Origin of the sequence: Sphingobacterium sp. GVS05A (genome assembly GCF_019969845.1) — a bacterium.
Classification (GTDB): Bacteria; Bacteroidota; Bacteroidia; order Sphingobacteriales; family Sphingobacteriaceae; genus Sphingobacterium.
The window spans coordinates 375,693-402,546 of the sequence record NZ_JAHXYR010000007.1 but is presented as its reverse complement, the minus strand read 5'-3'; the positions used below and the strand labels follow the sequence as shown (position 1 = coordinate 402,546).

Below are 26,854 nucleotides of genomic sequence, written 5' to 3'. Positions count from 1 at the left end.
TTCAATCATATGTACGTGACGAGCATCGATCCGCGATACTCTAGAAAGGAGGTATTCCAGCCGCACCTTCCGGTACGGCTACCTTGTTACGACTTAGCCCCAATTATCGGTTTTACCCTAACACGCTCCTTGCGGTCACATGCTTTAGGTACCCCCAACTTTCATGGCTTGACGGGCGGTGTGTACAAGGCCCGGGAACGTATTCACCGCGTCATTGCTGATACGCGATTACTAGCGAATCCAACTTCATGGGGTCGAGTTGCAGACCCCAATCCGAACTGTGAATGGCTTTTAGAGATTAGCATCATATTGCTATGTAGCTGCCCGCTGTACCATCCATTGTAGCACGTGTGTAGCCCCGGACGTAAGGGCCATGATGACTTGACGTCGTCCCCACCTTCCTCACTGTTTGCACAGGCAGTCTGTTTAGAGTCCCCACCATTACATGCTGGCAACTAAACATAGGGGTTGCGCTCGTTGCGGGACTTAACCCAACACCTCACGGCACGAGCTGACGACAGCCATGCAGCACCTAGTTTCGTGTCCCGAAGGACGAGACCGTCTCTGGTCTCTTCACTAACTTTCAAGCCCGGGTAAGGTTCCTCGCGTATCATCGAATTAAACCACATGCTCCTCCGCTTGTGCGGGCCCCCGTCAATTCCTTTGAGTTTCACCCTTGCGGGCGTACTCCCCAGGTGGATAACTTAACGCTTTCGCTAAGACGCTGGCTGTCTATCGCCAACATCGAGTTATCATCGTTTAGGGCGTGGACTACCAGGGTATCTAATCCTGTTCGATCCCCACGCTTTCGTGCATCAGCGTCAATACCAGCTTAGTGAGCTGCCTTCGCAATCGGAGTTCTAAGACATATCTATGCATTTCACCGCTACTTGTCTTATTCCGCCCACTTCAAATGGATTCAAGCCCATCAGTATCAAAGGCACTGCGATGGTTGAGCCACCGTATTTCACCCCTGACTTAATAGGCCGCCTACGCACCCTTTAAACCCAATAAATCCGGATAACGCTCGGATCCTCCGTATTACCGCGGCTGCTGGCACGGAGTTAGCCGATCCTTATTCTTCCAGTACATTCAGCTAGATACACGTATCTAGGTTTATTCCTGGACAAAAGCAGTTTACAACCCATAGGGCAGTCATCCTGCACGCGGCATGGCTGGTTCAGGCTTCCGCCCATTGACCAATATTCCTTACTGCTGCCTCCCGTAGGAGTCTGGTCCGTGTCTCAGTACCAGTGTGGGGGATTCTCCTCTCAGAGCCCCTAGACATCGTCGCCTTGGTAAGCCGTTACCCTACCAACTAGCTAATGTCACGCGAGCCCATCTCTATCCTATAAATATTTAATAATATCCCGATGCCGGTACATTATATTATGCGGTGTTAATCTCTCTTTCGAGAGGCTATCCCCCTGATAGAGGTAGGTTGCTCACGCGTTACGCACCCGTGCGCCACTCTCACCATTGATAGCAAGCTACCAATGGATCCCGTCCGACTTGCATGTATTAGGCCTGCCGCTAGCGTTCATCCTGAGCCAGGATCAAACTCTCCATTGTAAAATGAAGTTTTTGATTCCAACTATTTACATAATCAGAATTCTTTTTTATATCTCTGATCTTGGATCGAATTGAACTAATTCTTGAATTTGTTCATGACTTTCGTTTTATCTACTCGTCACGCTTACATGATTGTGTTTTCTTAAAGAACTTATCTCGCTTCAACTTCCGTATCCGCTATATTCTGATGAGCATTGCGCTCCTCTTTATCTTTTTTTGTTTCCCTCCGTTTCCGTTGGGACTGCAAAGGTAGAAATCTTTTTTGAAATTCCAAAAAACTTTTGAAGTTTTTTTTCTTTTTCTCTTTCCCGATTTCCGCGCCTAACTTCCGTTAAACCCTTCTTTTTTTCATGATCACCTCTTCCGAAGTAACCGTCCCTCCCTTGCGGAGTGGTGCAAAGATAGGGAGATTACTAACAAACTTCCAAGCCTTTTGTTTATTATTTTTTAATATTAAGGTTAACTAACTGTAACATTGAACGATTCATTTAAGACAGATATGCTGTAAACCGTCCAATCAGGTTAAATTAACCAATTAAACGGCCAAGCTGCTTGCTATAGATTTCAGTTCGCCCCCCTCCCTTAACAAACAATTTCACAGCTAAAAGGACAACTAAATACTATTGACTACGTTCTTTTATACCATATAAAGTCGCTATAGAAACAAAAAAGGTCCAGACATACGCCTGGACCTCTCTATATAAAATAATCTATGATAGATTAATCTTCTTCTTTCGAAGCCAACAATTGATCGTACTCTTCGCGAGAACCGACAATTAGGTTGCTGTACTGACGGATACCTGTACCTGAAGGAATCAAGTGACCAACGATTACGTTTTCTTTCAAACCTAACAAGTTGTCACGTTTACCTGCGATAGCAGCTTCATTCAATACTTTTGTTGTCTCTTGGAAAGAGGCAGCAGAGATAAACGATTTGGTACCTAATGATGCTCTAGTGATACCTTGCAACAATGGACTTGAAGTCGCTGGAATTGCTTCACGCACCTCTACAAGTTTTAAGTCACGACGTTTCAAGCTTGAGTTTTCCTCTCTCAACTTACGTAAAGAAACGATCTGTCCTGGACGTAAGCTATTGGAATCTCCGGCATCAACAACGACTTTCTTGTCGAACAAGGAATCATTCTCTTCCATGAAGTCCCATTTGTTTACTGCTTCTTTCTCTAAGAAACGTGTATCTCCTGGATCCTCAATGTTAACTTTTTGCATCATCTGGTGAACAATCGTTTCAAAGTGTTTATCGTTGATCTTCACACCTTGGAGACGGTATACCTCTTGGATACCATTCACGATGTAATGTTGTACCGCTGAAGGTCCTTTAATAGATAAGATATCCGCTGGAGAGATCGAACCATCCGATAATGGCATACCTGCTTTCACAAAGTCATTATCCTGAACAAGGATATGTTTAGAAAGTGGTACCAAGTATTTCTTGATTTGACCATCACGTGATTCAATCGACATCTCACGGTTACCACGTTTCACACCACCTAATGTTACCACACCGTCGATTTCTGTTACAACAGCTGGGTTAGAAGGGTTACGTGCTTCGAACAACTCGGTTACACGTGGAAGACCACCTGTGATATCTCGTGTTTTACCAGTAGAACGAGGAATCTTAACTAAGATACCACCTTCTTTAACAGTCACACCGTTAGCAACAGCAACGTGGGCACCTACTGGGATATTGTACGTACGGATAACCTCTCCGGATTTATCAAGAATCTTGATGGATGGGTTTTTCGTTTTATCACGAGTTTCAATAATTACTTTCTCTTTGTGACCAGTTTGTTCATCTGATTCCTCACGGAAGGTAACACCTTCGATGATTGCATCAAACTCAACTTTACCAGCAAATTCAGAGATAATTACTGCGTTATATGGATCCCACTCTACCAATTTATCACCTTTAGCTACTGTACCGCCATCCTCAACGAACAACTGTGAACCATAAGGGATATTTTGTTGGAATACAATCTTATTATGTGCATCAATGATCTTAACCTCACCAGAACGTCCTAAGACTACCTGATGTGTACCATTGTCATTTGTTTGCGAAACGGTACGCACATTTTCAAATTCGATTTTACCATCGTATTTAGAAATGATGCTTGAGTCAGCGGCGATATTTGATGCCGTACCACCCACGTGGAACGTACGAAGTGTCAACTGTGTACCTGGCTCACCGATTGATTGTGCTGCGATAACACCGACAGCTTCACCCAATTGAACACGTTTACCAGATGCCAAGTTACGACCATAACAACAAGCACACACACCACGTTTCGATTCACAAGTTAATACAGTACGAATTTCGATACCCTCAATACCTGCTTTTTCGATAACCTCAGCAATTTCCTCAGTGATATCTTCATTTGCAGAAACGATCAACTCCTCTGTCTCCGGATGGAATACATCATGTAATGGAGTACGACCTAAGATACGATCGAATAATGGTTCAACAACATCATCATTATCTTTCAATGCTGTTGTGTAAATACCACGTAAACCACCACAATCTTGTTCAACAACGATCATATCCTGAGCGACGTCATGTAAACGACGGGTCAAGTAACCCGCATCAGCCGTTTTCAAGGCTGTATCGGCAAGACCTTTACGCGCACCGTGGGTAGAGATAAAATACTCTAATACGGACAAACCTTCTTTAAAGTTCGACAAGATCGGGTTCTCAATAATCTCACCACCTGAAGTACCGGATTTTTGAGGTTTCGCCATCAAACCACGCATACCACACAACTGACGAATCTGCTCTTTCGAACCACGGGCTCCAGAATCCAACATCATATAAACTGAGTTGAAACCTTGGTTATCGTTGGAAAGAATATCCATTACGTGCGCAGTCAATCTGTTGTTGATACGTGTCCAGATATCGATGATTTGGTTATAACGTTCGTTGTTCGTAATGAAACCCATGTTATAGTTGCTCATTACTTCCTCAACTTCGTTTGTTGCTTGTTGGATCAACTCAGCTTTCGCAGCAGGAATGTTCAAATCTTCCAAGTTGAAAGAAAGACCACCTTTGAAGGCTGTTTGATATCCTAACTCTTTCATATCATCCAAGAATTGTGCTGCACGAGCCATACCCGTAGTCTTCACAATCTCACCGATGATATTACGCAAAGATTTTTTAGTCAGCAATTCATTGACAAATCCCATTTCCTCAGGAACAACTTGGTTGAAGATCACACGACCTACAGTTGTCTCTAATAAGGTATCAACGATGCTACCATCTTTTTGTCTAATTTTTGTTTTTACTTTAATCCAAGCGTGAAGGTCAATTTGCTTCTCATTTAAAGCAATGATAACCTCTTCAGCTGAATAGAAAGTCATATCTTGACCTCTTACGATATGGTCACCAGCAGTTTTACGGCCTTTAGTAATATAGTAAAGACCCAATACCATGTCTTGAGATGGCACGGTGATCGGTGAACCGTTCGCAGGGTTTAAGATATTATGTGCTGCCAACATCAAGATTTGGGCTTCCAAAACTGCAGCATTACCTAAAGGTAAGTGAACTGCCATCTGGTCACCGTCAAAATCGGCGTTGAACGCTGTACAAACCAATGGGTGTAACTGAATCGCTTTACCCTCAACCAAAGTAGGTTGGAAAGCTTGAATACCCAAACGGTGAAGCGTAGGCGCACGGTTAAGTAATACAGGGTGACCTTTCAATACGTTTTCAAGGATATCCCATACAACAGGATCTTTACGATCTACGATTTTCTTAGCGGATTTTACTGTTTTTACAATACCACGCTCGATCATTTTACGAATGATGAATGGTTTGTAAAGCTCAGCCGCCATATCTTTAGGAAGACCACACTCGTGTAATTTCAAGTGAGGGCCTACAACAATTACCGAACGAGCTGAATAATCCACACGTTTACCTAATAAGTTTTGACGGAAACGACCTTGTTTACCTTTTAAAATATCAGATAATGACTTCAATGCACGGTTACCTTCTGTCTTAACAGCATTCACTTTACGTGAGTTGTCAAACAAAGAGTCCACCGCCTCTTGAAGCATACGTTTTTCGTTACGTAAGATTACCTCTGGTGCTTTGATCTCGATCAAACGTTTTAGACGGTTGTTACGGATAATAACACGACGGTATAAATCGTTCAAATCCGAAGTCGCAAAACGACCACCATCCAAAGGCACCAATGGGCGTAATTCTGGTGGAATGATAGGAACAATCTTCACGATCATCCATTCAGGACGATTCTCGATGTTTTCACGTGAGCTACGGAAAGCTTCAACAACATGAAGACGTTTTAACGCTTCATTTTTACGTTGTTGAGAAGTCTCGTTAGCAGCTTGGTGACGTAAATCGTAAGACAATTGATCCAAATCAATACGTTTCAACAAATCTTCCAAAGCCTCAGCACCCATCTTAGCAACGAATTTCTGAGGATCGTTGTCGTCTAAATATTGATTTTCTTTTGGTAAGGTATCTAAAATATCTAAATATTCTTCTTCAGTCAAGAAGTCCATAAAGTTGATACCATCTTCTTCCTTGATACCAGCTTGGATAACGACATAACGTTCATAGTAAATGATCATATCCAGTTTCTTGGTAGGAAGTCCTAACAAATAACCGATTTTATTAGGAAGAGAACGGAAGTACCAGATGTGTGCTACAGGAACCACCAAGTTGATGTGTCCCATACGCTCACGACGTACTTTTTTCTCTGTTACCTCAACACCACAACGGTCACACACGATACCTTTATAACGGATACGTTTGTATTTACCACAGTGACATTCGTAATCCTTTACAGGACCAAAAATACGCTCACAGAATAAACCATCACGTTCTGGTTTGTAGGTACGATAGTTAATCGTTTCTGGTTTTGTAACTTCACCACTTGAACGCTCCAAAATAGTTTCTGGAGAAGCCAAGCTGATCGTAATCGAAGTGAAGTTGCTTTTAATTTTATTATCTTTTTTGTAAGACATACTTATTCAAAAGTTAAAGCTTTATAGAGAAGCTTTGAAGAACCGCGGTCCTTCAAAGCCCTAATTGCTTAATTAATCCAATGTGATATCTAGACCCAATCCGCGCAACTCGTGTACCAATACGTTGAACGATTCTGGCACCGATGGTGTCGGAAGGTTGTTGCCCTTAACGATTGCTTCGTAAGTTTTGGCACGACCCACTACGTCATCCGATTTCACGGTCAAGATCTCTTGAAGGATGTTAGATGCACCGAATGCTTCCAGTGCCCAAACCTCCATCTCACCAAAACGCTGACCACCGAATTGTGCTTTACCACCCAGAGGTTGTTGTGTGATCAATGAGTAAGGACCGATTGAACGTGCGTGCATTTTATCATCAACCATGTGACCTAATTTCAACATGTAGATTACACCTACTGTTGTTGGTTGATCGAAACGGTCACCTGTCAATCCATTGTACAAATATGTACGACCGGATTTTGGCAAACCAGCTTTCGCAACCCAGTCTTGTACTTGATCCATCTCAGCACCGTCAAAGATTGGTGTAGCAAATTTAATACCCAATTTTTGACCAGCCCAACCTAATACGGTTTCATAGATCTGACCCAAGTTCATCCGTGAAGGTACCCCTAATGGGTTCAACACGATATCAACCGGAGTACCATCTTCCAAGAATGGCATATCCTCATCACGTACAATACGTGCAACAATACCTTTATTACCGTGACGACCTGCCATCTTATCCCCTACTTTCAATTTACGTTTCTTAGCTACGTAAACTTTCGCCATCTGCACGATTCCAGATGGAAGCTCATCCCCAACAGATACTGCGAATTTATCACGTTTGAATGAACCTAATTCTTCATTAATTTTAATATTGTAATTATGAAGGGCCATTTTGATCAACTCGTTTTTATCTTCGTCAGTTGTCCATCCCATTGGGTTGATGTTGTTGTATTCTAATTCAGCTAAGATTTTTTGGGTAAACTTAGCACCTTTAGCAACTAACAACTCTTTATATACATTGTATACACCTTGGCTTGTTTTACCATTCACTACAATGAATAATTTCTCTACCAAACGGTCTTTCAATGATTTAACAGCTCTATCGTGAGCAACCTCTAATTTCTCTAAAGTTTTACGTTCAACTTCTTTAGACATTTTCTTCGCACGAGAGAATAACTTCGTATCGATAACAACACCTTTTAATGAAGGTGGAGTTTTCAATGAAGCATCTTTCACGTCACCAGCTTTGTCACCAAAGATTGCCCGTAATAATTTCTCCTCTGGAGAAGGGTCAGACTCACCTTTAGGCGTGATTTTACCAATCAAGATATCACCACCACCAACTTCAGCACCAATACGGATAATACCGTTTTCATCTAAGTCTTTTGTCGCTTCTTCAGATACGTTAGGAATATCAGCTGTTAACTCTTCTTCACCACGTTTTGTATCACGAACTTCAAGTTCGAATTCTTCAATGTGAAGAGAAGTAAACCAGTCTTCTTTTGCTACACGCTCAGAAATTACGATCGCATCCTCAAAGTTATATCCTTGCCAAGGCATGAACGCTACTTTTAAGTTACGACCTAATGCTAATTCACCATTTTCAGTAGCATAACCTTCACACAATACCTGTCCTGGTTCAACTCGTTGACCTTTCTTAATGATAGGCTTCAAGTTCATACAAGTATTCTGGTTAGTTTTCTTGAATTTGATCAATTTATATGTTCTGACATCATCATCAAATGATACTAAACGATCATCATCGTTTCTGTCGTAACGGATTTTAATTTCATCAGCATCTACATATTCAACCACACCATGACCTTCGGCATTGATCAATGTACGTGAATCTTTCGCTACACGACCTTCAAGACCAGTACCTACGATAGGAGCCTGCGGACGCAATACAGGCACAGCCTGACGTTGCATGTTGGATCCCATCAATGCACGGTTGGCATCATCGTGCTCCAAGAAAGGAATCAATGAAGCCGCAATAGATGTAATTTGGTTTGGAGCAACGTCCATATAGTCAAGCATTTCGGGCTCGATAATTGGAAAGTCACCTTCGTATCTGGCTTTTACTTTTGCATCTTCAAAATTACCTTTGTCATCATACAAAGCATTTGCTTGCGCAATTGTTTTACCATCTTCATCCTCAGCTGACAAGTATACCACAGGTTGGTCTACAACAACAACACCATCTTTTACCTTACGGTAAGGAGTTTCAATAAAACCTAAATGGTTGATTTTTGCATGTACAGCCAAAGAAGAAATCAAACCGATGTTTGGTCCCTCTGGTGTTTCGATTGTACAAAGACGACCGTAGTGTGTATAGTGAACGTCACGAACCTCGAAACCTGCGCGCTCACGAGAAAGACCACCTGGACCTAAGGCTGACAAACGACGTTTGTGCGTAATTTCAGCAAGAGGGTTAGTTTGGTCCATGAACTGAGATAACTGGTTGGTACCGAAGAACGAATTGATTACTGACGATAAAGTACGTGCATTAATCAAATCCGTTGGTGTAAACACCTCGTTATCTCTGATGTTCATACGCTCACGGATTGTACGCGCCATACGAGATAGACCTACACCAAATTGAGCATATAATTGCTCACCAACTGTACGTACACGACGATTTGACAAGTGGTCAATATCATCCACCTCAGCTTTGGAGTTGATCAAGTTGATCAAATACTTCACGATTGCAATGATATCTTCACGCGTCAAGACCTTGGTCTCATCCGGTGTACCCAATTTCAACTTACGGTTGATACGGTAACGACCTACATCACCTAAGTCATAACGTTTATCAGAGAAGAACAAACGATCGATGATACCACGAGCAGTTTCCTCATCTGGTGGTTCAGCGTTACGCAATTGACGATAGATATGCTCTACCGCCTCTTTTTCTGAATTGGAAGTATCTTTTTGTAAAGTATTATATATAATAGAATAATCTGCATTATTTGACTCATCGTCTTTCGCTAAGATAATAGACTTAACGCCAGCTTCGATAATCAAATCAATGTGATCTTCTTCTAGAACAGTTTCACGTTCAAGGATAATTTCGTTACGGTCGATAGATACTACTTCACCAGTATCCTCATCCACGAAATCTTCTACCCATTTTTTTAATACCCTAGCCGCAAGACGACGGCCAACATATTTCTTAAGACCAGATTTACTAACTTTTACTTCATCAGCTAGGTCAAACAATTCTAGGATATCTTTATCTGAATCGTAACCGATCGCACGCAATAAGGTAGTTACTGGGAATTTCTTTTTACGGTCGATATAAGCGTACATGACGTTGTTTACGTCTGTAGCGAATTCGATCCAAGACCCTTTGAAAGGAATTACCCTTGCAGAATAAAGTTTAGTACCATTTGTGTGTCTACTTTGACCAAAGAAAACGCCCGGTGAACGGTGTAATTGCGATACGATGACACGCTCTGCACCATTTACCACGAAAGTACCTTTAGGAGTCATATAAGGGATAGTCCCTAAATATACATCCTGAACAATAGTTTCGAAATCTTCGTGTTCTTCATCATTACAAGATAACTTTAACTTAGCCTTTAAAGGAACGCTATAAGTCAAGCCGCGTTCGATACACTCTTGGATATCATAACGTGGTGGATCAATGAAATAATCCAAAAACTCTAGCACAAAAATGTTTCTTGAATCAGAAATAGGGAAGTTTTCCGAGAATACCTTGAACAGCCCTTCCTGATGGCGGTTGTCAGAAGTAGTTTCTAATTGAAAAAACTCCTTGAAAGATTCCAATTGCACATCTAAGAAATCTGGATATTCCAATACTTTCTTACTTGTTGCAAAGTTTATTCTTTCTTGTTGAATATTATTGTTTGCCAAGGGAATATGAATTTTAGTTTTAAAAAAACTGCGCTTACATGCATGCTGTAAACCACATGTCCACTGTGCCCAGCATATACACAGCATAGTGGCGTATTGATATAAATAGGAATAGACTCTGACGAAAAATCGTCAGAGTCTAAACCTTTTCGGGCTAATTAGTTGAGATTATTTAATCTCAACAACAGCACCAGCTTCTTCTAATTGTTTTTTCAAAGCTTCTGCTTCGTCTTTAGATACACCAGCTTTCAATTCTTTAGGTGCTCCGTCAACTAAATCTTTAGCTTCTTTCAAGCCTAATCCAGCTAAATCTTTAACCAATTTAACTACAGCTAATTTTTGACCACCAGCTTCTTTCAAGATAACGTCAAATGAAGTTTTCTCTTCTGCAGCAGCAGCACCACCTTCAGCTGGAGCAGCAGCTACAGCAACAGCAGCAGCAGCAGGCTCGATGCCATACTCGTCTTTTAAGATATCAGCTAATTCTTTAACTTCTTTTACTGTTAAGTTAACTAACTGTTCAGCAAGTTGTTTTAAATCTGCCATTTTATTTTGAATTTTTGAATGTACTTTGTAAAAATTGTTAATTAAATTGTAACGAATAATTCTGTTCTAGAGGATTCGTTAACCTCTTTCTTCTAAAGCTTTTACTAAACCTGCAACAGTATTTCCTCCTGATTGAAGAGCCGAAATAACATTTTTCGCAGGTGACTGCAATGCCGCGATAACGTCAGCAATAAGTTCGTTTTTAGATTTAAGATTAACTAATGCAGTTAATTGATTATCTCCTACGAATGCTGTTGCCTCAATGAAAGCCGCCTTTAACAACGGTTTCTCACCTGTTTTGCGCAATTCTTTGATCAATTTTGCAGGTGCATTAGCGACTTCAGAAAACATCATTGTAGACGCACCTTTAAGCGTTCCAAAAATATCTTCTTCTTCAACACCAGCTTCGATCAATGCTTTCTTAATTAAAGTGTTTTTAACAGCTTTAATTTCGATACCTTGCTCAAAACATTTACGACGAATGTTATTCACTTTTTCAACTGACAACTCAGCAGTATCGGCAATATAGAAGTTACCGTAAGATTTAATCTGTTCGGCCAAAGCTTGAACAATTTCTTGTTTTTCTTCTTTTCTCATGATTAAATACCTGCTACTGATTTAGTCTCAATATGAATACCAGGACTCATAGTTGAGGAAATGTGAATACTTTTAAAGTAAGTTCCTTTAGCTGCAGATGGTTTCAAACGTGCTAGAGTTTGTAATACCTCTAATGCGTTATCATATATTTTATCTGCATCGAACGACGCTTTACCAATAGAAGTATGGATGATACCGGTTTTGTCAACTTTGAAATCGATCTTACCACCTTTTACATCTGTTACAGCTTTACCAACTTCTGTTGTAACTGTACCAGTTTTAGGGTTAGGCATCAAGTTTCTTGGACCTAAAATACGACCCAATTTACCAACTTTAGCCATAACACTAGGCATAGTAATAATGATATCAACGTCAGTCCAACCACCTTCAATTTTGCTGATGTAATCATCTAAACCTACGTAATCTGCACCTGCTGCTTTAGCTTCTTCTTCCTTATCAGGAGTACACAAAACTAAAACGCGAACAGTTTTACCAGTACCGTGAGGTAATGTTGCAATACCACGCACCATTTGATTTGCTTTACGAGGATCTACGCCCAAACGAACGTCGATATCCACAGAAGCATCAAATTTGGTCAATGAGATTTCTTTAACTAAAGCCGAAGCTTCTTTTAAAGAGTATGCTTTACCAGCTTCAATTTTGGATAGTGCCGCTTTTTGATTTTTTGTTAATCTAGCCACTTTTCTTAAATTGATTTCTTAATTAATTGTTCCAAGGAGCATTACCGGATACAGTAATACCCATACTACGTGCTGTACCAGCTACCATTCTCATAGCAGCCTCTACAGTAAATGCATTTAAATCAGGCATTTTATCTTTAGCGATTGTCTCAACTTGTTCCCAAGTGATAGCCGCAACCTTCTTACGGTTAGGCTCGCCAGATCCACTTTTTAATTTAGCAGCGTCTTTCAACTGAACTGCTACCGGTGGAGTCTTGATGATAAAATCAAATGACTTATCCGCGTAAACTGTAATGACAACAGGTAATACTTGACCTGGTTTGTCTTGCGTACGAGCGTTAAACTGCTTACAGAAATCCATGATATTCACACCTTTAGCACCTAATGCAGGTCCTACTGGAGGTGAAGGATTCGCAGCTCCGCCCTTAACTTGTAATTTTACTAACGCACTGACTTCTTTTGCCATTTTGTTTTGAATTTAATTTTGTTAAATGTCTGTTAGTAAGTTGGAAGCAAATAACGTAACATTCATCGATCAGGACGTAACACCCCAACCGAGGTGCAAAGTTAATAAGAAGATTTGAATCCTGCAAGTATCTAACTTTTAATTTTTCAGGAATTTATGTTTTTTTTCTAAAGCCAGCCAAAATTACAAAACCTCTCAAAGGCTTTTTATTTTATATGAACAACCTATTCGTCCGCGTCTCATCAAAAACAAAAATTACAATATGATATTAACACAAACCCTAAACTATAGAACATGCTTGACATGGTAAGATCGTATCTGACAAAAGAGGGAGAGCCTAAGGATATCTCAAGAGGCAGTTGCCTATGTGTTGGATATGTCACAGGCAGCTTATTCAAAAATAGAACGGAATGAGACTAAAATAAAAGTAGATCAGTTATACAAAATAGCAGATTACTTTTGGAATTAGTGTTTACGAATTATTACCACCTTCATTAGCCAGTGACATTACCGGAGAAAACCTATTAAGCTTATTATATCTTATATCAATCGCTGGCTTAAAAAAGACAGTAGGACTATTTAAAGTCAAATAAGATGCCTTTAAAAAGAATCGCTGCCCCACTTCTTGGCTAAAAGCAAAAAAAGCCTCCCAATTTTCATGGAAAGCTTTTCTCTATCGTTAATTACTAATCTTACTCTTTTTCTACTTGCATGTAGTTCAATTCAAGTGGCGTCTTACGACCGAAGACCTTCACCATGACGATCAGTTTCTTCTTGTCTTCATGAACCTCTTCAATTTCACCTGTAAAACCGTTAAAAGGACCATCGTTTACTTTTACAGTTTCACCAACGTAGTAAGGAACATTAATGGTTTCACCTTGTTCAGCCATTTCATCAACCTTACCTAAGATACGGTTAACTTCTGCTTGGCGTAAAGGGACAGCGTTACCAGCTTTATCTCCCAAGAAACCAATTACGCTATTGATATTCTTAATGATATGCTCCAACTCTCCATCCAATGCCGCTTCTAACAAAACGTATCCAGGGTAGTAGTTACGTTCTTTAGCGACCTTCTTACCATCGCGCATCAAGTAATATTTTTCCATTGGAATCAACACTTGAGGAATCAAGTGTTCAATACCTAAACGACTAACCTCGGCATCAATATATTGCTTTACTTTCTTCTCTTTCCCACTTACAGCACGAACTACGTACCATTTTAAACCTTGATCTGCCATAAATAAATACTATTGAAAATTAAGAAGCAATACCGTACAAGAACTCTAACCCTACACTTGAAGCCTTATCCATTACAAAGACTACCAATGCAATAAGAAGAGATGCAACAAGCACAATAACAGCTGAACTTTGCAACTGAGACCATGTAGGCCAAGTCACTTTCTCAGTGATCTCTACATAAGAGTCTTTAAAAAAATCAAGTACTTTTGCCATTTTAGTTTATCTGTTTTTATAAGCACGGGCACCAGGACTCGAACCCAGACCAAAGGTTTTGGAGACCTTCGTTCTACCTTTAAACTATGCCCGTGTATTTCTTATTTTGTGATGCAAATATAGTGTTTTAAACCACTTTCTGCAAATCTTTTTTAACTTTTTTTTATTCTAATCCGATAAATCGTTTATCGAAAAAATAAGCTAATCAACCTCAGTCGATTAGCTTATTTTATATTTTTCTAGATCTTTACAGACTAGATGATTTCAGTTACCTGACCAGCACCTACTGTACGACCACCCTCACGGATAGCGAAACGTAGACCTTTTTCCATTGCAATAGCAGAAATTAATTTCACGCTGATTGTAACGTTATCACCTGGCATAACCATTTCAGTACCTTCTGGTAAAGAGATCTCTCCAGTTACGTCAGTTGTACGGAAATAGAATTGAGGACGGTATTTGTTGAAGAATGGAGTGTGACGACCACCTTCAGCTTTTGACAATACGTAAACCTCAGCTTTGAAATGATCGTGAGGAGTTACTGAACCTGGTTTACAAATAACCATACCACGTTTGATATCAGTTTTCTCAATACCACGTAACAATAAACCTACGTTATCACCAGCCTCGCCGTAATCTAAGATTTTACGGAACATCTCAACACCTGTTACTGTAGATTTCAAGTTCTCAGCACCCATACCTAAGATCTCAACTGGATCACCAGAGTTGATTACACCTCTTTCGATACGACCTGTAGCAACTGTACCACGACCTGTGATCGAGAATACGTCTTCTACTGGCATCAAGAAAGGTAACTCAGTTAAACGTGGAGGAATTGGAATGTAGTTATCAACAGCATCCATTAATTCCATGATTTTCTCAACCCACTCAGGCTCACCGTTCAATGCACCTAAAGCAGATCCTTTGATTACAGGGATATCATCACCTGGGAATTCGTAGAATGACAATAACTCACGAACTTCCATTTCTACTAAGTCTAACAACTCAGAGTCATCAACTAAGTCAGTTTTGTTCATGAATACTACTAACGCAGGAACACCTACCTGACGAGCCAACAAGATGTGCTCACGAGTTTGAGGCATAGGACCATCAGTCGCAGCAACTACGATGATAGCACCGTCCATTTGAGCAGCACCAGTTACCATGTTCTTAACGTAGTCAGCGTGACCTGGACAGTCAACGTGTGCATAGTGACGGTTAGCTGTAGAATATTCTACGTGTGCAGTATTGATTGTGATACCACGCTCTTTTTCTTCAGGAGCAGAGTCAATTGAATCAAATGAACGAGCTTCTGACAAACCTTTATCAGCCAACACTTTAGTGATAGCAGCTGTAGTTGTAGTTTTACCGTGGTCAACGTGACCGATAGTACCAATGTTTAAGTGTGGTTTACTACGGTCAAATTTCTCTTTTGCCATGTTTATGCGAATTAGTAATTATAAATTATTTCTATTTGTTATATACTCTTGCTTAACTTTTACACAAGTACGAGCCAAAGATGGGATTTGAACCCACGACCTCTTCCTTACCAAGGAAGTGCTCTACCCCTGAGCTACTTCGGCTTACTAAAAAACCTTATTTACGTATTAATGCCCCCACCTTTAGATACATTATTATCAAAGAAGATAGAGACTAAATTTAATACTTGAAAAATTTGAGCGGAAGACGAGGTTCGAACTCGCGACCTATAGCTTGGAAGGCTATCGCTCTACCAACTGAGCTACTTCCGCTTAATAATTAGAAACTAGAGTAAATCTAAACTCCAATTAAAAAAAAGTGTGGAGGGAGAAGGATTCGAACCTTCGAAGCCGAAGCAACGGATTTACAGTCCGTCCCATTTGACCGCTCTGGAACCCCTCCAGACCTGTAACTTTCGTTACATTTAGAGCCTCTTATCGGAATCGAACCAATGACCTACTGATTACAAGTCAGTTGCTCTACCAGCTGAGCTAAAGAGGCTTCTAATATTTTTTAAATAACTTACGTTCTATCAACGCTAATCAGATATATTTATCTTTTCAGCGAGTGCAAATATCGAATTTACTTTTGATTATTGCAAGTTTATTTTTTACTTTTTTTTCATTTAAAGAACTAAGCAAACTTCGTTGTTAAGAACCGTTGTTCCCTTGTTTGCTGATGCAAAGATAGACACAAAACTCACTTTACAAAAATATTTATCAAAAAAAAACAACACTTTTTGTCAATTATACTGATATGCAGCACAATAATTTTTAATTGTTTATTTACCTATTTTGGTTATTTGCCTAATGTACTATCTTTGGGCATGCAAATTTTACCGCAATCACTTTCAAAACTTACCCGGTATACAGCGCTCTGTGCCTTGTTTATAGCCGGAACAGGCGATTTGAAAGCTCAAAATATTATTCAAAAATTGAGTAAAAAATTCCTTTCTGCCGAAAAGGACTCGACCCGTTCAGGCAGTTTTATGGTTTTACCCGCTGTTGGCTATGCACAAGAAACAGGAGTAGAATATGGATTAGCCAGCTCGTATAATTTTTACCTGGACAGGTCAGACCCCTATATCCGCACCTCCACGATGACATTGATGGGAACCTTTACATCCAAACATCAGTCAAATTTTAAATTTCAAACTGATCTTTGGACTAAAAATAACGACTACCATTTTGTCAGTGAAATCCGTTACCGCAACTGGCCATTTAATTATTATGGCATTGGTATGGATACATGGAAGGCCGATGAAGAACGCGTCGACCAAAAGTTATTTCGCGTAAAATTGGAAGCGGAGAAAAAAATCGGCCACAATCTGTATTCCGGAATCAATATACAGTACGATAATTTTTCGATCCGTAGCGATAGTAGCGACCATATATTTAACCAATCTAATCTCATTGGAAAAGAGGGTGGGCAACAATTGCTACTCGGCGTATCTCAGTTATTTGACAACCGAGACAATGTTTCTTATAGTACACGTGGTTATTATGCCAAATTACGACTGGCCTATGCACCTAAATTATGGACCAGAGAAGACTTTAATGGAACAAATCTAGATTTAGACTTTCGCGGATTTATTCCATTACATCAAAAAGTCACATTGGCCCTTCAGGGGATCTTTCGTTCGACATTCGGAAAAACAATTCCTTTCTATAATTACCGTGAACTTGGTGGTGATATGATGATGCGCGGATATTACCTCGGCCGTTATCGTGACAAAAACTACCTCGCTTCGCAAGCCGAATTACGTTATCGTTTTCATCCTCGTTTTGGCATTGTCGGTTTTTCGGGAATTGGATCAACCTTTTCAAAAGAAAATAGCAGTAGGTATGTGCCAAGTTATGGCGGCGGATTGCGCTACTTCTTTAGTTTAGAGCATAATAGTAGTATTCGATTTGATTATTCTTATGGTGAACAAAGAGCTGGAGAGAAACGTCAGTCAGGATTCTATCTATCCTTAAGTGAGGCTTTTTAAATAAAGACTTCATGCGTTCACGGGCAGCGATAGCTATGAACGCATGAAGGTTCTTACTGCCCGCCTTGAATCCATGTCAAGTCCACCTTTTCGAGTGGATTCATCATACTGAAAGCCTGCTCACGCTCCAGTATTAACACGAAGTTGATGGCTTTCAATATCCTAATTAAACATTCATTAAAGACTTTATGAAGGACAGCGAAAATGCTAAAACCTGATCAGAAAATTTTCTTTACGTTGTCCGGCTCTAAAAAAGACCAAACCAATTCGATACAAATCTATGGTGACAACTGCGCGACCGTCATCCTTTAGCTTATTCCAATAGTCTTCACGTTCTGTTGACAAATGCGGTTCGTTCACTATCAGCATATCCCTTTCATTGATAGAAGTAAGCAAATTCAGGTCAAGATTCATCTGATCTACATAATAGATCTTCCGAAAAGAATAACTCCCGACCCTATCTTTAAATAGTGTCTCATAACTTGCCAGGGGCTTTTCCGTCAAAATCACAAACTGGTCATAAGCAAAAGCCTTTAGTAGACGATCGACTAGTATATATTTTTTTTCCTCCGCCTTTCCCCCGGCCCTGATGTCGTGGGGCAAGTTTAAGATCGTATCAGGATCATCTTTCTGATAAATTACTTCATCGACCAATTTATAAACAAAGGGAGAATGTGTCCCATGCCGGCTATGGGAGATGAAATAATGGCGCCAATACTTCAGGTGGTAATTCATTTTGCTGCAAACATCGAAAAATTTACCCTGATATACAATTAAATTCTCACTCTGTAGTAGTATTTCATCAACTACAATCCTATAAAATCATTTCACTCAGAATCCAGAATAGTTGACCTTAGTTTTACACACCACAATACCGCTTTTACTAATTATTTCACATGGAACATTCAAGCGCAAAGACATGAACAAGTCATTTTAACCCTATTCGGGATACAGAGAAAGGCTGTAAAAAATATAGTGTAACTGAGATGATACGCTAAAATTGGAGTATAAAAGCACTCCCCTCCCCCTCAATACTATTGAGAAAGATCGTACCCTTATGCAGCAACATAATTTGCTTGCTCAGGGTCAGACCAACCCCTGTTCCCGTTTTCTTTGTTGTAAAAAAAGGTGTAAATATCTGTTCCTGGAGATCAGCGGGAATCCCCGAACCATTATCTTCGATACGAATCTGCACACTTCCGTCAATTTCCAGTGCAGACAAGCTGATATAAGCTTCCTCCCTGGTCTTTACTGCATCAATGGCATTTAGCATCAGATTGATAATAACTTGCTCAATCAAGTTGACATCAGCATACAGTACCAACCGGGTATTCTTTAAGATGATATCAACATCAATATTTTTCTGAATTAACGTTGGCTCGAGCAACTGATAGATATGTTCAAATAATTGGGAAACCTGAATCGGAGCCACCCGTGGTTGATCCACTTTGTTGATCATGCGGTAGCTTTTTGCAAAATGTAAAAGCCCCTCGCTTCGACGTTTGATGGTAGATATACCAGTTTTTAAATCATCAATGTCCTCATGTCCCCTGAAATGATCCAAACGGCCGTTGAGTGTTTCAGCCAACGAACTGATCGGCGCGATAGAATTCATGATCTCATGTGTCAGTACACGCAATAATTTATGCCAGGCCTTTGTCTCCGTCTCGTCAATAGCCTCGTTGATATTTTGATAAACGACAATGCGAAATATAGCATCTTGTGTTTCAAAACTAGAACTCTGAATTAACAATTTTATTTTTCCTTTACTTGATTGAATAGACTCCATTTGTTGCCGCCCATTATCGAGTAACATGGTCTTTTCATAAAGGTCAGGATTTTTCTTTTTTAAGCCGGCAATATTCCCCAGGTGTGGTAGATGAAAAAGCTGTTTGAAGGCATCATTCACCCACATTACTTTTCCCGTATCCATTTCATAAAAGATAATAGCCGAGTTAAGCATATTGATAACACGATCAAGGTACTGATGCTGTATCTCCTGTTTAATGTTAATTTCCTTATACGTTTCGTTAATTTGATTAAAAGCGAGAAAAAGCTGTCCCTCAACCGATTTTGGGTTTTTCACCAAAAAACGTCGTGTGAAATCGCGATATTTAACTGCCTCAGCAAATTCCACAAGTTGTCTCTCCAAAAAATTATACTGGGCATATAGATTAAAGCCAAGATAGAGCATAATACAAAAGATCAAAGACGCTTGTACATACTCACGCTTCATTAAGAGGTAGGCACCCACAACCGCAGCTACCAACAGCAAAATAATCTTAATTACATTTAAAATCTTTCCATGTCTCATAGACTAGATATCGTATTTCTCCAAACGCCTATAGAGTGCCGCACGGGTAAGCCCCAGTTCCTTTGCTGCCTTACTTATATTTCCATTATAACGTTCGATGGCCGACTTAATGGCTTTTCGCTCCAACTCTTCCAGATTTTGACTGCTAGGAACGGATTCAACAACGACCTGTTCTGCTTGCTGCTCAATAGGAGAGAAAAACAGATCATTTCCAGCAATACTTACTTGATCGGCCATGATAACAGCCCGTTCGATACTGTATTGCAACTCACGCACATTTCCGGGAAAGTGGTAAGCAAAGAGCTTTTTTATGGCATCCGGTTCAAATCCTTCTATCCGTTTATTGTACTTCTTCGCATAGATATCCAGAAAATGTGCCGCCAATAGTCTAATATCTTCTCCCCTATCCCGTAAAGGAGGAACCTGAATTTCCACGGTATTGATCCGATAAATCAGATCCTTCCGAAAACGGCTTTCGTCAGCCAAGTGTTTAAGGGATACATTTGTTGCGGAGATTAGGCGTATATCCACAGGTATCGGTTGGTAAGAGCCCAGCGGTGTAACTTGTCGATTTTGCAGTACAGTCAATAGTTTGGCCTGTTGCTGTAAGGAGATATTTCCGATTTCGTCCAGAAACAACGTTCCTCCGTTTGCCGCTTCAAAACGTCCCTGACGGTCTTCCCGTGCATCTGTGAATGCCCCTTTTTTATAGCCGAAAAGTTCACTTTCAAACAAAGTCTCCGTCAATGCACCTACGTCTACTTTCACATAGACCTGATCCGATCGCAACGAGCGCCGTTGAATAGCCTGTGCAATCAAATCCTTACCGGTACCATTTTCACCCAAGATCAAGATATTGGCATCCGTTGGTGCTATTTTCTCAAGCTTATATTGCAGTTCGTCCATGACCACCGAGCTACCGATCAGATCCGGGCTATTACTGGAGCGTAACAGCGAACTCTTATTTTTCTTCTCTTTATTTTTTGATTCAGCAAGTGTACTTTCAATTGTTGCCAACAGATGCTCGTTTTCCCAAGGCTTGACCACGAAATCAGCGGCACCCTGTTTCAGCGATTTTACAGCCAGATCCACCGCACCATAGGCAGTGATCATAATCACATGAACCTGCGGAAATTTTTCCTTAATCCGCGACAACCAATATAACCCCTCATTTCCGGTATTAATTGTGCTTTTGAAATTCATATCCAGAAGCACAAGGTCATAAGGCATTTTCTCCAAATGCACAATCAGGTTCTCTGGATTAGATTCGACCTGAACATGGCTGACTTTAGGTTTTAGCAAGATCCTTGCTGCTGTAAGTAAATCTTGGTCATCGTCGACTACTAAAATAGATGCTTTTTTCATATTCCCTGGCTTCATTCAGACACTAAGATAACTATAAATTTAACGAGCCTGCGTAATAATCATTGATATATTTTTGTAGCAACCACTCATACTGCTTGACAACCAATTGGATCTGGCTATTATCATATTTTGTCTTTGCAGTTAAAAATATGACTGAATTACTATTTCCCAATTCAAAGACAACCTTAGCGATACGAAATGATTCAGCATAATTTGTATTTTGCTCCTGCAATTGCGTGATCGTATTGCTGGCATTTTGCAGGTTAAAAACCGCATTCGCAGTTTCGGCCCTTAAATTATTCAGCGCAATCTCGCGTTGAAGTTTACTCGATTCCAAATCCAATTTAGCCAGTTTAACATCATTCTTAACCTTAAATCTGTTAAAAACAGGGATTGAAAGATTTAATGATACAGCCTTTCCAAGATTATTTTTCATCTGATACCAATAACCTCCTGTCGTTACATTTTTGGAATAATTCGAGCTCAACCCACCGTTTAAAGATAAAGAAGGCCAATAAGATGATTGTGCTATTTTGATATTCTTTTCGGCAGCCTTAATCCTCCATTCCAGTGCAGGAATATCTGGTAGGCTCTCCGTTGCCAATTTATAAAGTGCTGTAGCCTCCAATTCTTGTGCATCAGCTTTTAATTCCAATGCTTGTAAATCGCCCAATTGTGCCTCGTCTACATTTAAAAACCCGGCCAACTTTACACGGTTCGTATAATGTCTCTGTTTATTGCTTTCGATCATATTGATATCGTTAGCAAGTTGTCCTTTCAGATCAAAATAATCACCGGGATTAATTGCTCCTTCCTTTTGCATAGATTCTGCACGACGTACCTGTTCACGTGTGACCTCTGTCTGCATCTCCGATTGCTTCAACACATCTTGTGCTGTTAACACTTGAATATAAGCCGTAATAACATCCAGTTTCAACGCGTTGACCTGCGAATCAAATTCAAGCTTTCCAGCCGTTTTCGCATCCGCCCGCATCCGAATATCATTCAATATGCGAAATCCATTAAAAACGGGTACACTAGCATCCAACCCAAAATTTCCAGATGAGTTATTTCTAGTAATATACTGATTTGTCGCATTATCAACCGAACGTCCTGAAGTAAGGCTATGGCCTAAACGTCCATTTAAATCAGGCAATCGATTCGATTTGGCTTGCGAAAGATTCACCTCCGCACGCCTAACAGCTAATTCATTTTGTAATAATGTAGGATTGGCTTTTATCGCCAATTGGATACATTCGGCCAAGCTGCGTTTTGATTCCTGCTTATCTCCGTTAACGGCGGTTTCTACTTTTACAACATCCTTCTCACCTGTTCCTTGTTCAGTCTGCTGTGCGTCAACTTTCATATAAGTCAGCAAAAAACACAATGTACTATATATATAGATTCTCTTCATATCCACTTTTTGTTTTCCAAGCAGACCATCCCCATGCCAAACAATAAAATTTCTGATTATCAACAATATACACAAAACCACGAACGATCAATGTCCAAGTTCGTACAATTAACTGTCCGATATTGAACACCCACACAATCCTATTAAAACACAATAAAAATAAACGGCAAAAAACATAGATTAGACCAAGGCTGTACGCCATCGTACATGAAGTGTCCGCTATCGAACACCGAACAGTGGTATACGTAAAATAAACAACTAAAAATCAATACGTTAAATTATTGGCACAGCTTTCATAGTTACATAGCAAATTGATATTAAATTATGGACAGACCTTTAGAAAAGAAGAAGTGGAATAGCAAACGTATCATGACCATTGCGGGGATTGCGGGCATAGTTGGTTTAATCGGGGCGAGCTTTTACTTTACCTCAGGAAAAAGCAAGTTAAACGTAGAAGCTGACCGTATCTCTATTGTCGAAATAAAAAATGGTAGCTTTCAGGAATTCATTCCAATCAATGGTACAGTGCTTCCGATCAGCAGCATCTATCTCGATGCATCTGTAGGTGGTCGTGTGGAGGAAAAATTTGTTGAAGATGGTACTGTCTTAAAAAAAGGTGATCCGATTATGCGTCTATCCAATACAGATCAGGAGCTCACATTAGTTCAACAGGAAACTCAGGTACTGAACCTTTTGACACAGTCGCAAATCGCACAGACCAATGCACAACAAGCATCTATTAACAACCGTAACCAGATGGCAGATGTCGAACAGGCTTTTAGAGAGGCGGAGCGGATCTATCGTTTAAATCAGAAATTGCTTAACGAAAAGGCCATTGGATCACAGGAATTTGAAAAATCAAAAAATGAATATAATTACCAAAAGGAACGGGTCAATCTAACGAAACAGATCCTAAAACAAGACGAAATATCCAACGCTCAGAAAACCAATCAGGACAAACAGACTTACCAACGTACACAAAGTGCATTGGAATTAATGAAACGGAAAATCGGTGACCTCATTGTGCGGTCACCTGTAGATGGTCAGTTAACCGCTTTTGATGCCGAAATTGGACAGAACAAAAATGCGGGCGAACGCTTGGGACAGATCGATGTATTGACTGGATTTAAAATACGTGCTGATATTGACGAGCATTATATCAACCGTATTTTCCCAGATCTTCAGGGCGAATTTTCCATTGGTGACAAAACCTACAAGCTTCGCATTAAAAAGGTATACACACAGGTAACCAATGGCCGCTTTCAAGTCGATATGGAATTTATCAATGAAGTACCCAAAGGAATCCGCCGTGGACAGACTTTGCAGATACGTCTCGCCCTAAGTGATGAAACAAAAGCATTGTTATTAGCTAAAGGCGGTTTCTATCAACAGACCGGTGGCAACTGGATCTTCAAACTCGATAAAAACGGAAATACAGCCTATCGTGTTGACATCCAACTGGGCAGACAGAATCCAGAATACTATGAAGTAATCAAAGGGTTACAACCAGGAGACAAGGTAGTCGTATCAAGCTACGAAACATATGATAAAGTACAGGAATTAAGTATTAAAAGGTAAGTTTAAATTGACAAAATAAAGCCAGCGGGGTACCTCTGGCTTATTTAAGCAAAATCCGAATAAGCAAAACCAATTACACAATACCACGATGATAAAGAACTTTATAAAAACAGCCTTTCGAAACCTTTGGAAAACCAAAGGTTATAGCTTTCTCAATATTTTTGGGTTAGCGATTGGCATTGCAGCGGCATCGTTGATCTTTTTATGGGTAGAAAATCAGTTAAGTTATAACGATAACTTCCCCAACAAAAAGGATATCTACATCGTCAAGTCAAAACAGACCTATGATGGCGCAACCTTTGTGTTCGAATCAACCCCCGGTCCCCTGGCACAAAATATAGCGAAAGAGATTCCGGGCATTAAACATGCAGTACGTATGACATGGAATAGCCCAATGTTATTCTCTGTTGGTGATAACAATTTATTTCAAAATGGGCTATATGCTGATGCGACCGTTGCGGATGTGCTTTCCCTTGAATTTATGGAGGGAGATCCTAAGACTGCGTTTGACAAAGTAGATAACATCATTTTATCAGAATCTGGTGCGAAAAAATTATTTGGTAACCAACCAGCTCTAGGCAAAACAGTGAAAACCAATAACAAGGACCTTTACATCGTTTCAGCCATTACAAAAGACCTCCCTAAAAATAGTAGTTATGAATTTCAATGGTTAATTCCCTTCAAAAAATTTGAGGCTACCCAAGACTGGCTGACCAGATGGGACAATAATGGTATCCAGACTTTGATTCAGGTTGAAGGCAATTCAAATGTTGATCAAATCAACAAACAGCTAATGAACTACGTCAAAAACAGAACCAATGGTGAGGTTACTTTTTCACAAAACTTCCTCTATCCAATGGAAAGATGGATTACGCATAACCGTTTTGATAACAGTGGAAATGAGAAAGAAGGAAGCTTAAAAAATATTCGTCTGTTCACCATTATTGCTTGGATCGTTTTGCTGATTGCCTGTATCAATTTTATGAATCTCGCTACCGCCAGATCCGAAAAAAGATCAAAAGAAGTCGGTATGCGCAAAGTTGTTGGTGCAAGTCGTCAATCGTTGATCGGACAATTTCTTGCAGAATCATTGGTCCTAGCCTCTATTTCCTCATTAGTTGCTATTTTATTGGTCTATATTTGTATTCGTCCATTTAATACCATGATTGGCCAAGACCTTCAGGTCGATTTATTAAAACCGATGCATCTTGCTTTTGTTATCACAATTACTTTAATATGCGGACTATTTGCAGGAAGCTATCCCGCATTCTTTCTTTCTGCTTTTAAACCACTATCGACGATCAAAGGAGCAAAGCAGAAAGCTGGCACCGGAAGTCTTATCCGCAAGGGATTGGTTGTGCTACAGTATACCACATCAGTTGTACTGATCATTTGTACGATTATCATTTATCAGCAAATACAACATAACAAAAATAAAGACCTGGGTTTTGACAAGAGCCAAGTATTGACCACTGCATTACAAGGGGACATGGCCAAACATCTTCCCCTGATCAAAAACCAGCTCATCGCAACCGGGCTGGTGGAGCAGGTTGGCGTCAGTGATGTGAGTATTCTCAACATTTACAATAATACCTCTGGTTTCAATTGGGAAGGAAAAGATCCCAACACGAGTATTCTGATCGGAATGTTGCGTGCAGATGAAGGCTTAGTACCAGCATTAGATCTTAAAATGTTTGATGGAAGAAACTTCCACTCCAACTTACTAGGTGATAGCACTTCGGTTCTTATTAATGAAACCCTTGCTAAATTAATCCGCAAAGATGGTCATGTAGTGGGTAGTATCCTTAATTACGGCGAAGAAAATTACACGATTGCCGGAGTCGTCAAAAACTTTGTTTATAACAACGTATATGCCGATCCAGATCCGATGTTATTTATTCCCCTGGTCAGAGAGAACGGCCTATTGAATATCCGGACAAAAGCAGGGATTGACCTCCCACAAGCTATTCAGCAAATTGAAAAGATTATTGTAAAAAATAATCCCGGATTTCCATTCGATTACAAATTTTTGGATGAAACCTTCAATAGCAAATTTCAGGCTGAACTTTTTATACAACAGCTATCCAGCGTATTTGCGATTATATCCATTATTATTTCATGCTTAGGCCTATTTGGTTTAGCCGCCTTTGCGACAGAACAACGTGCCAAAGAGATCAGTATACGTAAAGTCCTCGGTGCCTCCGTTTCTGGTCTTATTCAGATGCTCAATCGCGAATTTATTATCCTTATTGGTATCTCCTGTATCATTGCATTCCCGATTGCCTGGATTTTCATGAACAAATGGCTCGCAGATTATGCACATCATATTGCTATTTCTTGGACAGTCTTTGTATTGAGTGGTCTATCTGCAATAATAATAGCCTTATTAACGATTAGCTCACAAGCTTTTAAAGCAGCGATAGCCAATCCGACCAAGACACTCAGAGACGAATAAACAGAAAAATAAACAATTTACAAGAATATAATTAAACAGAATAAT

At 40.0% G+C, this 26,854-nt stretch carries 17 protein-coding genes, 5 tRNA genes and 1 rRNA gene; 4 read left to right on the top strand and 19 right to left on the bottom strand.

Features of this window, described 5'->3' with window-relative positions:
* Positions 1–44 precede the first annotated feature (44 nt).
* The 7 genes from LC454_RS18880 to rplK all read right to left on the bottom strand — a co-directional run bounded on the left by LC454_RS18880 (position 45) and on the right by rplK (position 12,762).
* Positions 45–1,572 (bottom strand): 16S ribosomal RNA (locus tag LC454_RS18880).
* A 720-nt stretch (positions 1,573–2,292) separates the two neighbouring features.
* Positions 2,293–6,570, bottom strand: coding sequence for a DNA-directed RNA polymerase subunit beta' (rpoC, locus tag LC454_RS18875; protein WP_223583978.1), 4,278 nt, complete (start codon positions 6,568–6,570; stop codon positions 2,293–2,295).
* Positions 6,571–6,642: 72 nt separating this feature from the next.
* Positions 6,643–10,452 (bottom strand): DNA-directed RNA polymerase subunit beta, encoded by a 3,810-nt coding sequence (gene rpoB / locus LC454_RS18870; RefSeq protein WP_223583977.1) that lies wholly within the window; start codon positions 10,450–10,452, stop codon positions 6,643–6,645.
* A 168-nt stretch (positions 10,453–10,620) separates the two neighbouring features.
* Positions 10,621–10,998, bottom strand: a complete 378-nt coding sequence (gene rplL / locus LC454_RS18865) for a 50S ribosomal protein L7/L12 (protein WP_002992785.1) — start codon at positions 10,996–10,998, stop codon at positions 10,621–10,623.
* A 78-nt stretch (positions 10,999–11,076) separates the two neighbouring features.
* The gene (gene rplJ / locus LC454_RS18860) at positions 11,077–11,595 is read right to left on the bottom strand and encodes a 50S ribosomal protein L10 (RefSeq protein ID WP_223583976.1); all 519 of its coding nucleotides are present in this window, start codon (positions 11,593–11,595) and stop codon (positions 11,077–11,079) included.
* 2 nt (positions 11,596–11,597) lie between these two features.
* Positions 11,598–12,296, bottom strand: a complete 699-nt coding sequence (gene rplA / locus LC454_RS18855; RefSeq protein WP_046672240.1) for a 50S ribosomal protein L1 — start codon at positions 12,294–12,296, stop codon at positions 11,598–11,600.
* Positions 12,297–12,318: 22 nt separating this feature from the next.
* Complete coding sequence (gene rplK / locus LC454_RS18850) at positions 12,319–12,762, bottom strand: 50S ribosomal protein L11 (RefSeq protein ID WP_028072660.1); 444 nt, start codon at positions 12,760–12,762, stop codon at positions 12,319–12,321.
* A gap of 376 nt (positions 12,763–13,138) precedes the next feature.
* Between rplK and LC454_RS18845 the strand changes: the two genes are divergently transcribed.
* Entirely contained in the window at positions 13,139–13,231 is a 93-nt protein-coding gene (locus LC454_RS18845; protein WP_262903102.1) for a helix-turn-helix domain-containing protein, read from the top strand.
* Positions 13,232–13,454: 223 nt separating this feature from the next.
* Here the strand turns inward: LC454_RS18845 and nusG are convergent, their stop codons facing one another.
* The 8 genes from nusG to LC454_RS18805 form a co-directional block, all read right to left on the bottom strand.
* Complete coding sequence (gene nusG, locus LC454_RS18840; RefSeq protein ID WP_046672242.1) at positions 13,455–14,000, bottom strand: transcription termination/antitermination protein NusG; 546 nt, start codon at positions 13,998–14,000, stop codon at positions 13,455–13,457.
* Between the two features lie 19 nt (positions 14,001–14,019).
* Entirely contained in the window at positions 14,020–14,214 is a 195-nt protein-coding gene (gene secE / locus LC454_RS18835; protein WP_028072657.1) for a preprotein translocase subunit SecE, read from the bottom strand.
* A gap of 23 nt (positions 14,215–14,237) precedes the next feature.
* Positions 14,238–14,308, bottom strand: a tRNA-Trp gene (locus LC454_RS18830).
* 160 nt (positions 14,309–14,468) lie between these two features.
* Positions 14,469–15,653, bottom strand: coding sequence for an elongation factor Tu (tuf, locus tag LC454_RS18825; protein WP_120261630.1), 1,185 nt, complete (start codon positions 15,651–15,653; stop codon positions 14,469–14,471).
* Between the two features lie 72 nt (positions 15,654–15,725).
* Positions 15,726–15,797, bottom strand: a tRNA-Thr gene (locus LC454_RS18820).
* Between the two features lie 95 nt (positions 15,798–15,892).
* Positions 15,893–15,965 (bottom strand) — tRNA-Gly (locus LC454_RS18815).
* A gap of 49 nt (positions 15,966–16,014) precedes the next feature.
* A tRNA-Tyr gene (locus LC454_RS18810) sits at positions 16,015–16,095 on the bottom strand.
* Between the two features lie 26 nt (positions 16,096–16,121).
* Positions 16,122–16,194 (bottom strand) — tRNA-Thr (locus LC454_RS18805).
* Positions 16,195–16,519: 325 nt separating this feature from the next.
* Between LC454_RS18805 and LC454_RS18800 the strand changes: the two genes are divergently transcribed.
* Positions 16,520–17,683: an outer membrane protein assembly factor gene (locus LC454_RS18800; RefSeq protein WP_223583975.1), complete on the top strand. Its 1,164-nt coding sequence runs from the start codon at positions 16,520–16,522 to the stop codon at positions 17,681–17,683.
* Between the two features lie 207 nt (positions 17,684–17,890).
* Here LC454_RS18800 and LC454_RS18795 read toward each other — a convergent pair whose 3' ends face one another.
* The 4 genes from LC454_RS18795 to LC454_RS18780 all read right to left on the bottom strand — a co-directional run bounded on the left by LC454_RS18795 (position 17,891) and on the right by LC454_RS18780 (position 22,776).
* Positions 17,891–18,418, bottom strand: coding sequence for a hypothetical protein (locus LC454_RS18795; RefSeq protein ID WP_223583974.1), 528 nt, complete (start codon positions 18,416–18,418; stop codon positions 17,891–17,893).
* Between the two features lie 259 nt (positions 18,419–18,677).
* Positions 18,678–19,997 carry a sensor histidine kinase gene (locus tag LC454_RS18790; RefSeq protein WP_223583973.1) on the bottom strand — a complete coding sequence of 440 codons (1,320 nt, stop codon included), beginning with the start codon at positions 19,995–19,997 and terminating at the stop codon, positions 18,678–18,680.
* 3 nt (positions 19,998–20,000) lie between these two features.
* Positions 20,001–21,362: a sigma-54-dependent transcriptional regulator gene (locus tag LC454_RS18785; RefSeq protein WP_223583972.1), complete on the bottom strand. Its 1,362-nt coding sequence runs from the start codon at positions 21,360–21,362 to the stop codon at positions 20,001–20,003.
* Between the two features lie 31 nt (positions 21,363–21,393).
* On the bottom strand, positions 21,394–22,776 hold the full coding sequence (locus LC454_RS18780; RefSeq protein WP_223583971.1) for a TolC family protein: 1,383 nt from the start codon (positions 22,774–22,776) through the stop codon (positions 21,394–21,396).
* A gap of 324 nt (positions 22,777–23,100) precedes the next feature.
* On the opposite strand from LC454_RS18780, the gene LC454_RS18775 reads away from it, so the two are divergent.
* Both LC454_RS18775 and LC454_RS18770 read left to right on the top strand, forming a co-directional pair.
* Positions 23,101–24,354 carry an efflux RND transporter periplasmic adaptor subunit gene (locus tag LC454_RS18775; protein ID WP_223583970.1) on the top strand — a complete coding sequence of 418 codons (1,254 nt, stop codon included), beginning with the start codon at positions 23,101–23,103 and terminating at the stop codon, positions 24,352–24,354.
* A gap of 88 nt (positions 24,355–24,442) precedes the next feature.
* Positions 24,443–26,809, top strand: a complete 2,367-nt coding sequence (locus LC454_RS18770; protein ID WP_223583969.1) for an ABC transporter permease — start codon at positions 24,443–24,445, stop codon at positions 26,807–26,809.
* Positions 26,810–26,854 lie beyond the last annotated feature (45 nt).

What these genes read in the sequence shown, in the direction of transcription:
- LC454_RS18790 (WP_223583973.1), bottom strand. Translation starts at nt 19,997, where the DNA reads ATGAGACATGGAAAGATTTTAAATGTAATTAAGATTATTTTGCTGTTG.
- rplL (WP_002992785.1), bottom strand. Translation starts at nt 10,998, where the DNA reads ATGGCAGATTTAAAACAACTTGCTGAACAGTTAGTTAACTTAACAGTA.
- secE (WP_028072657.1), bottom strand. Translation starts at nt 14,214, where the DNA reads ATGGCAAAAGTACTTGATTTTTTTAAAGACTCTTATGTAGAGATCACT.
- rpoC (WP_223583978.1), bottom strand. Translation starts at nt 6,570, where the DNA reads ATGTCTTACAAAAAAGATAATAAAATTAAAAGCAACTTCACTTCGATT.
- LC454_RS18795 (WP_223583974.1), bottom strand. Translation starts at nt 18,418, where the DNA reads ATGAATTACCACCTGAAGTATTGGCGCCATTATTTCATCTCCCATAGC.
- LC454_RS18845 (WP_262903102.1), top strand. Translation starts at nt 13,139, where the DNA reads ATGTCACAGGCAGCTTATTCAAAAATAGAACGGAATGAGACTAAAATA.
- nusG (WP_046672242.1), bottom strand. Translation starts at nt 14,000, where the DNA reads ATGGCAGATCAAGGTTTAAAATGGTACGTAGTTCGTGCTGTAAGTGGG.
- LC454_RS18785 (WP_223583972.1), bottom strand. Translation starts at nt 21,362, where the DNA reads ATGAAAAAAGCATCTATTTTAGTAGTCGACGATGACCAAGATTTACTT.
- tuf (WP_120261630.1), bottom strand. Translation starts at nt 15,653, where the DNA reads ATGGCAAAAGAGAAATTTGACCGTAGTAAACCACACTTAAACATTGGT.
- LC454_RS18775 (WP_223583970.1), top strand. Translation starts at nt 23,101, where the DNA reads ATGGACAGACCTTTAGAAAAGAAGAAGTGGAATAGCAAACGTATCATG.
- LC454_RS18770 (WP_223583969.1), top strand. Translation starts at nt 24,443, where the DNA reads ATGATAAAGAACTTTATAAAAACAGCCTTTCGAAACCTTTGGAAAACC.
- LC454_RS18780 (WP_223583971.1), bottom strand. Translation starts at nt 22,776, where the DNA reads ATGAAGAGAATCTATATATATAGTACATTGTGTTTTTTGCTGACTTAT.
- LC454_RS18800 (WP_223583975.1), top strand. Translation starts at nt 16,520, where the DNA reads ATGCAAATTTTACCGCAATCACTTTCAAAACTTACCCGGTATACAGCG.
- rplK (WP_028072660.1), bottom strand. Translation starts at nt 12,762, where the DNA reads ATGGCAAAAGAAGTCAGTGCGTTAGTAAAATTACAAGTTAAGGGCGGA.
- rplJ (WP_223583976.1), bottom strand. Translation starts at nt 11,595, where the DNA reads ATGAGAAAAGAAGAAAAACAAGAAATTGTTCAAGCTTTGGCCGAACAG.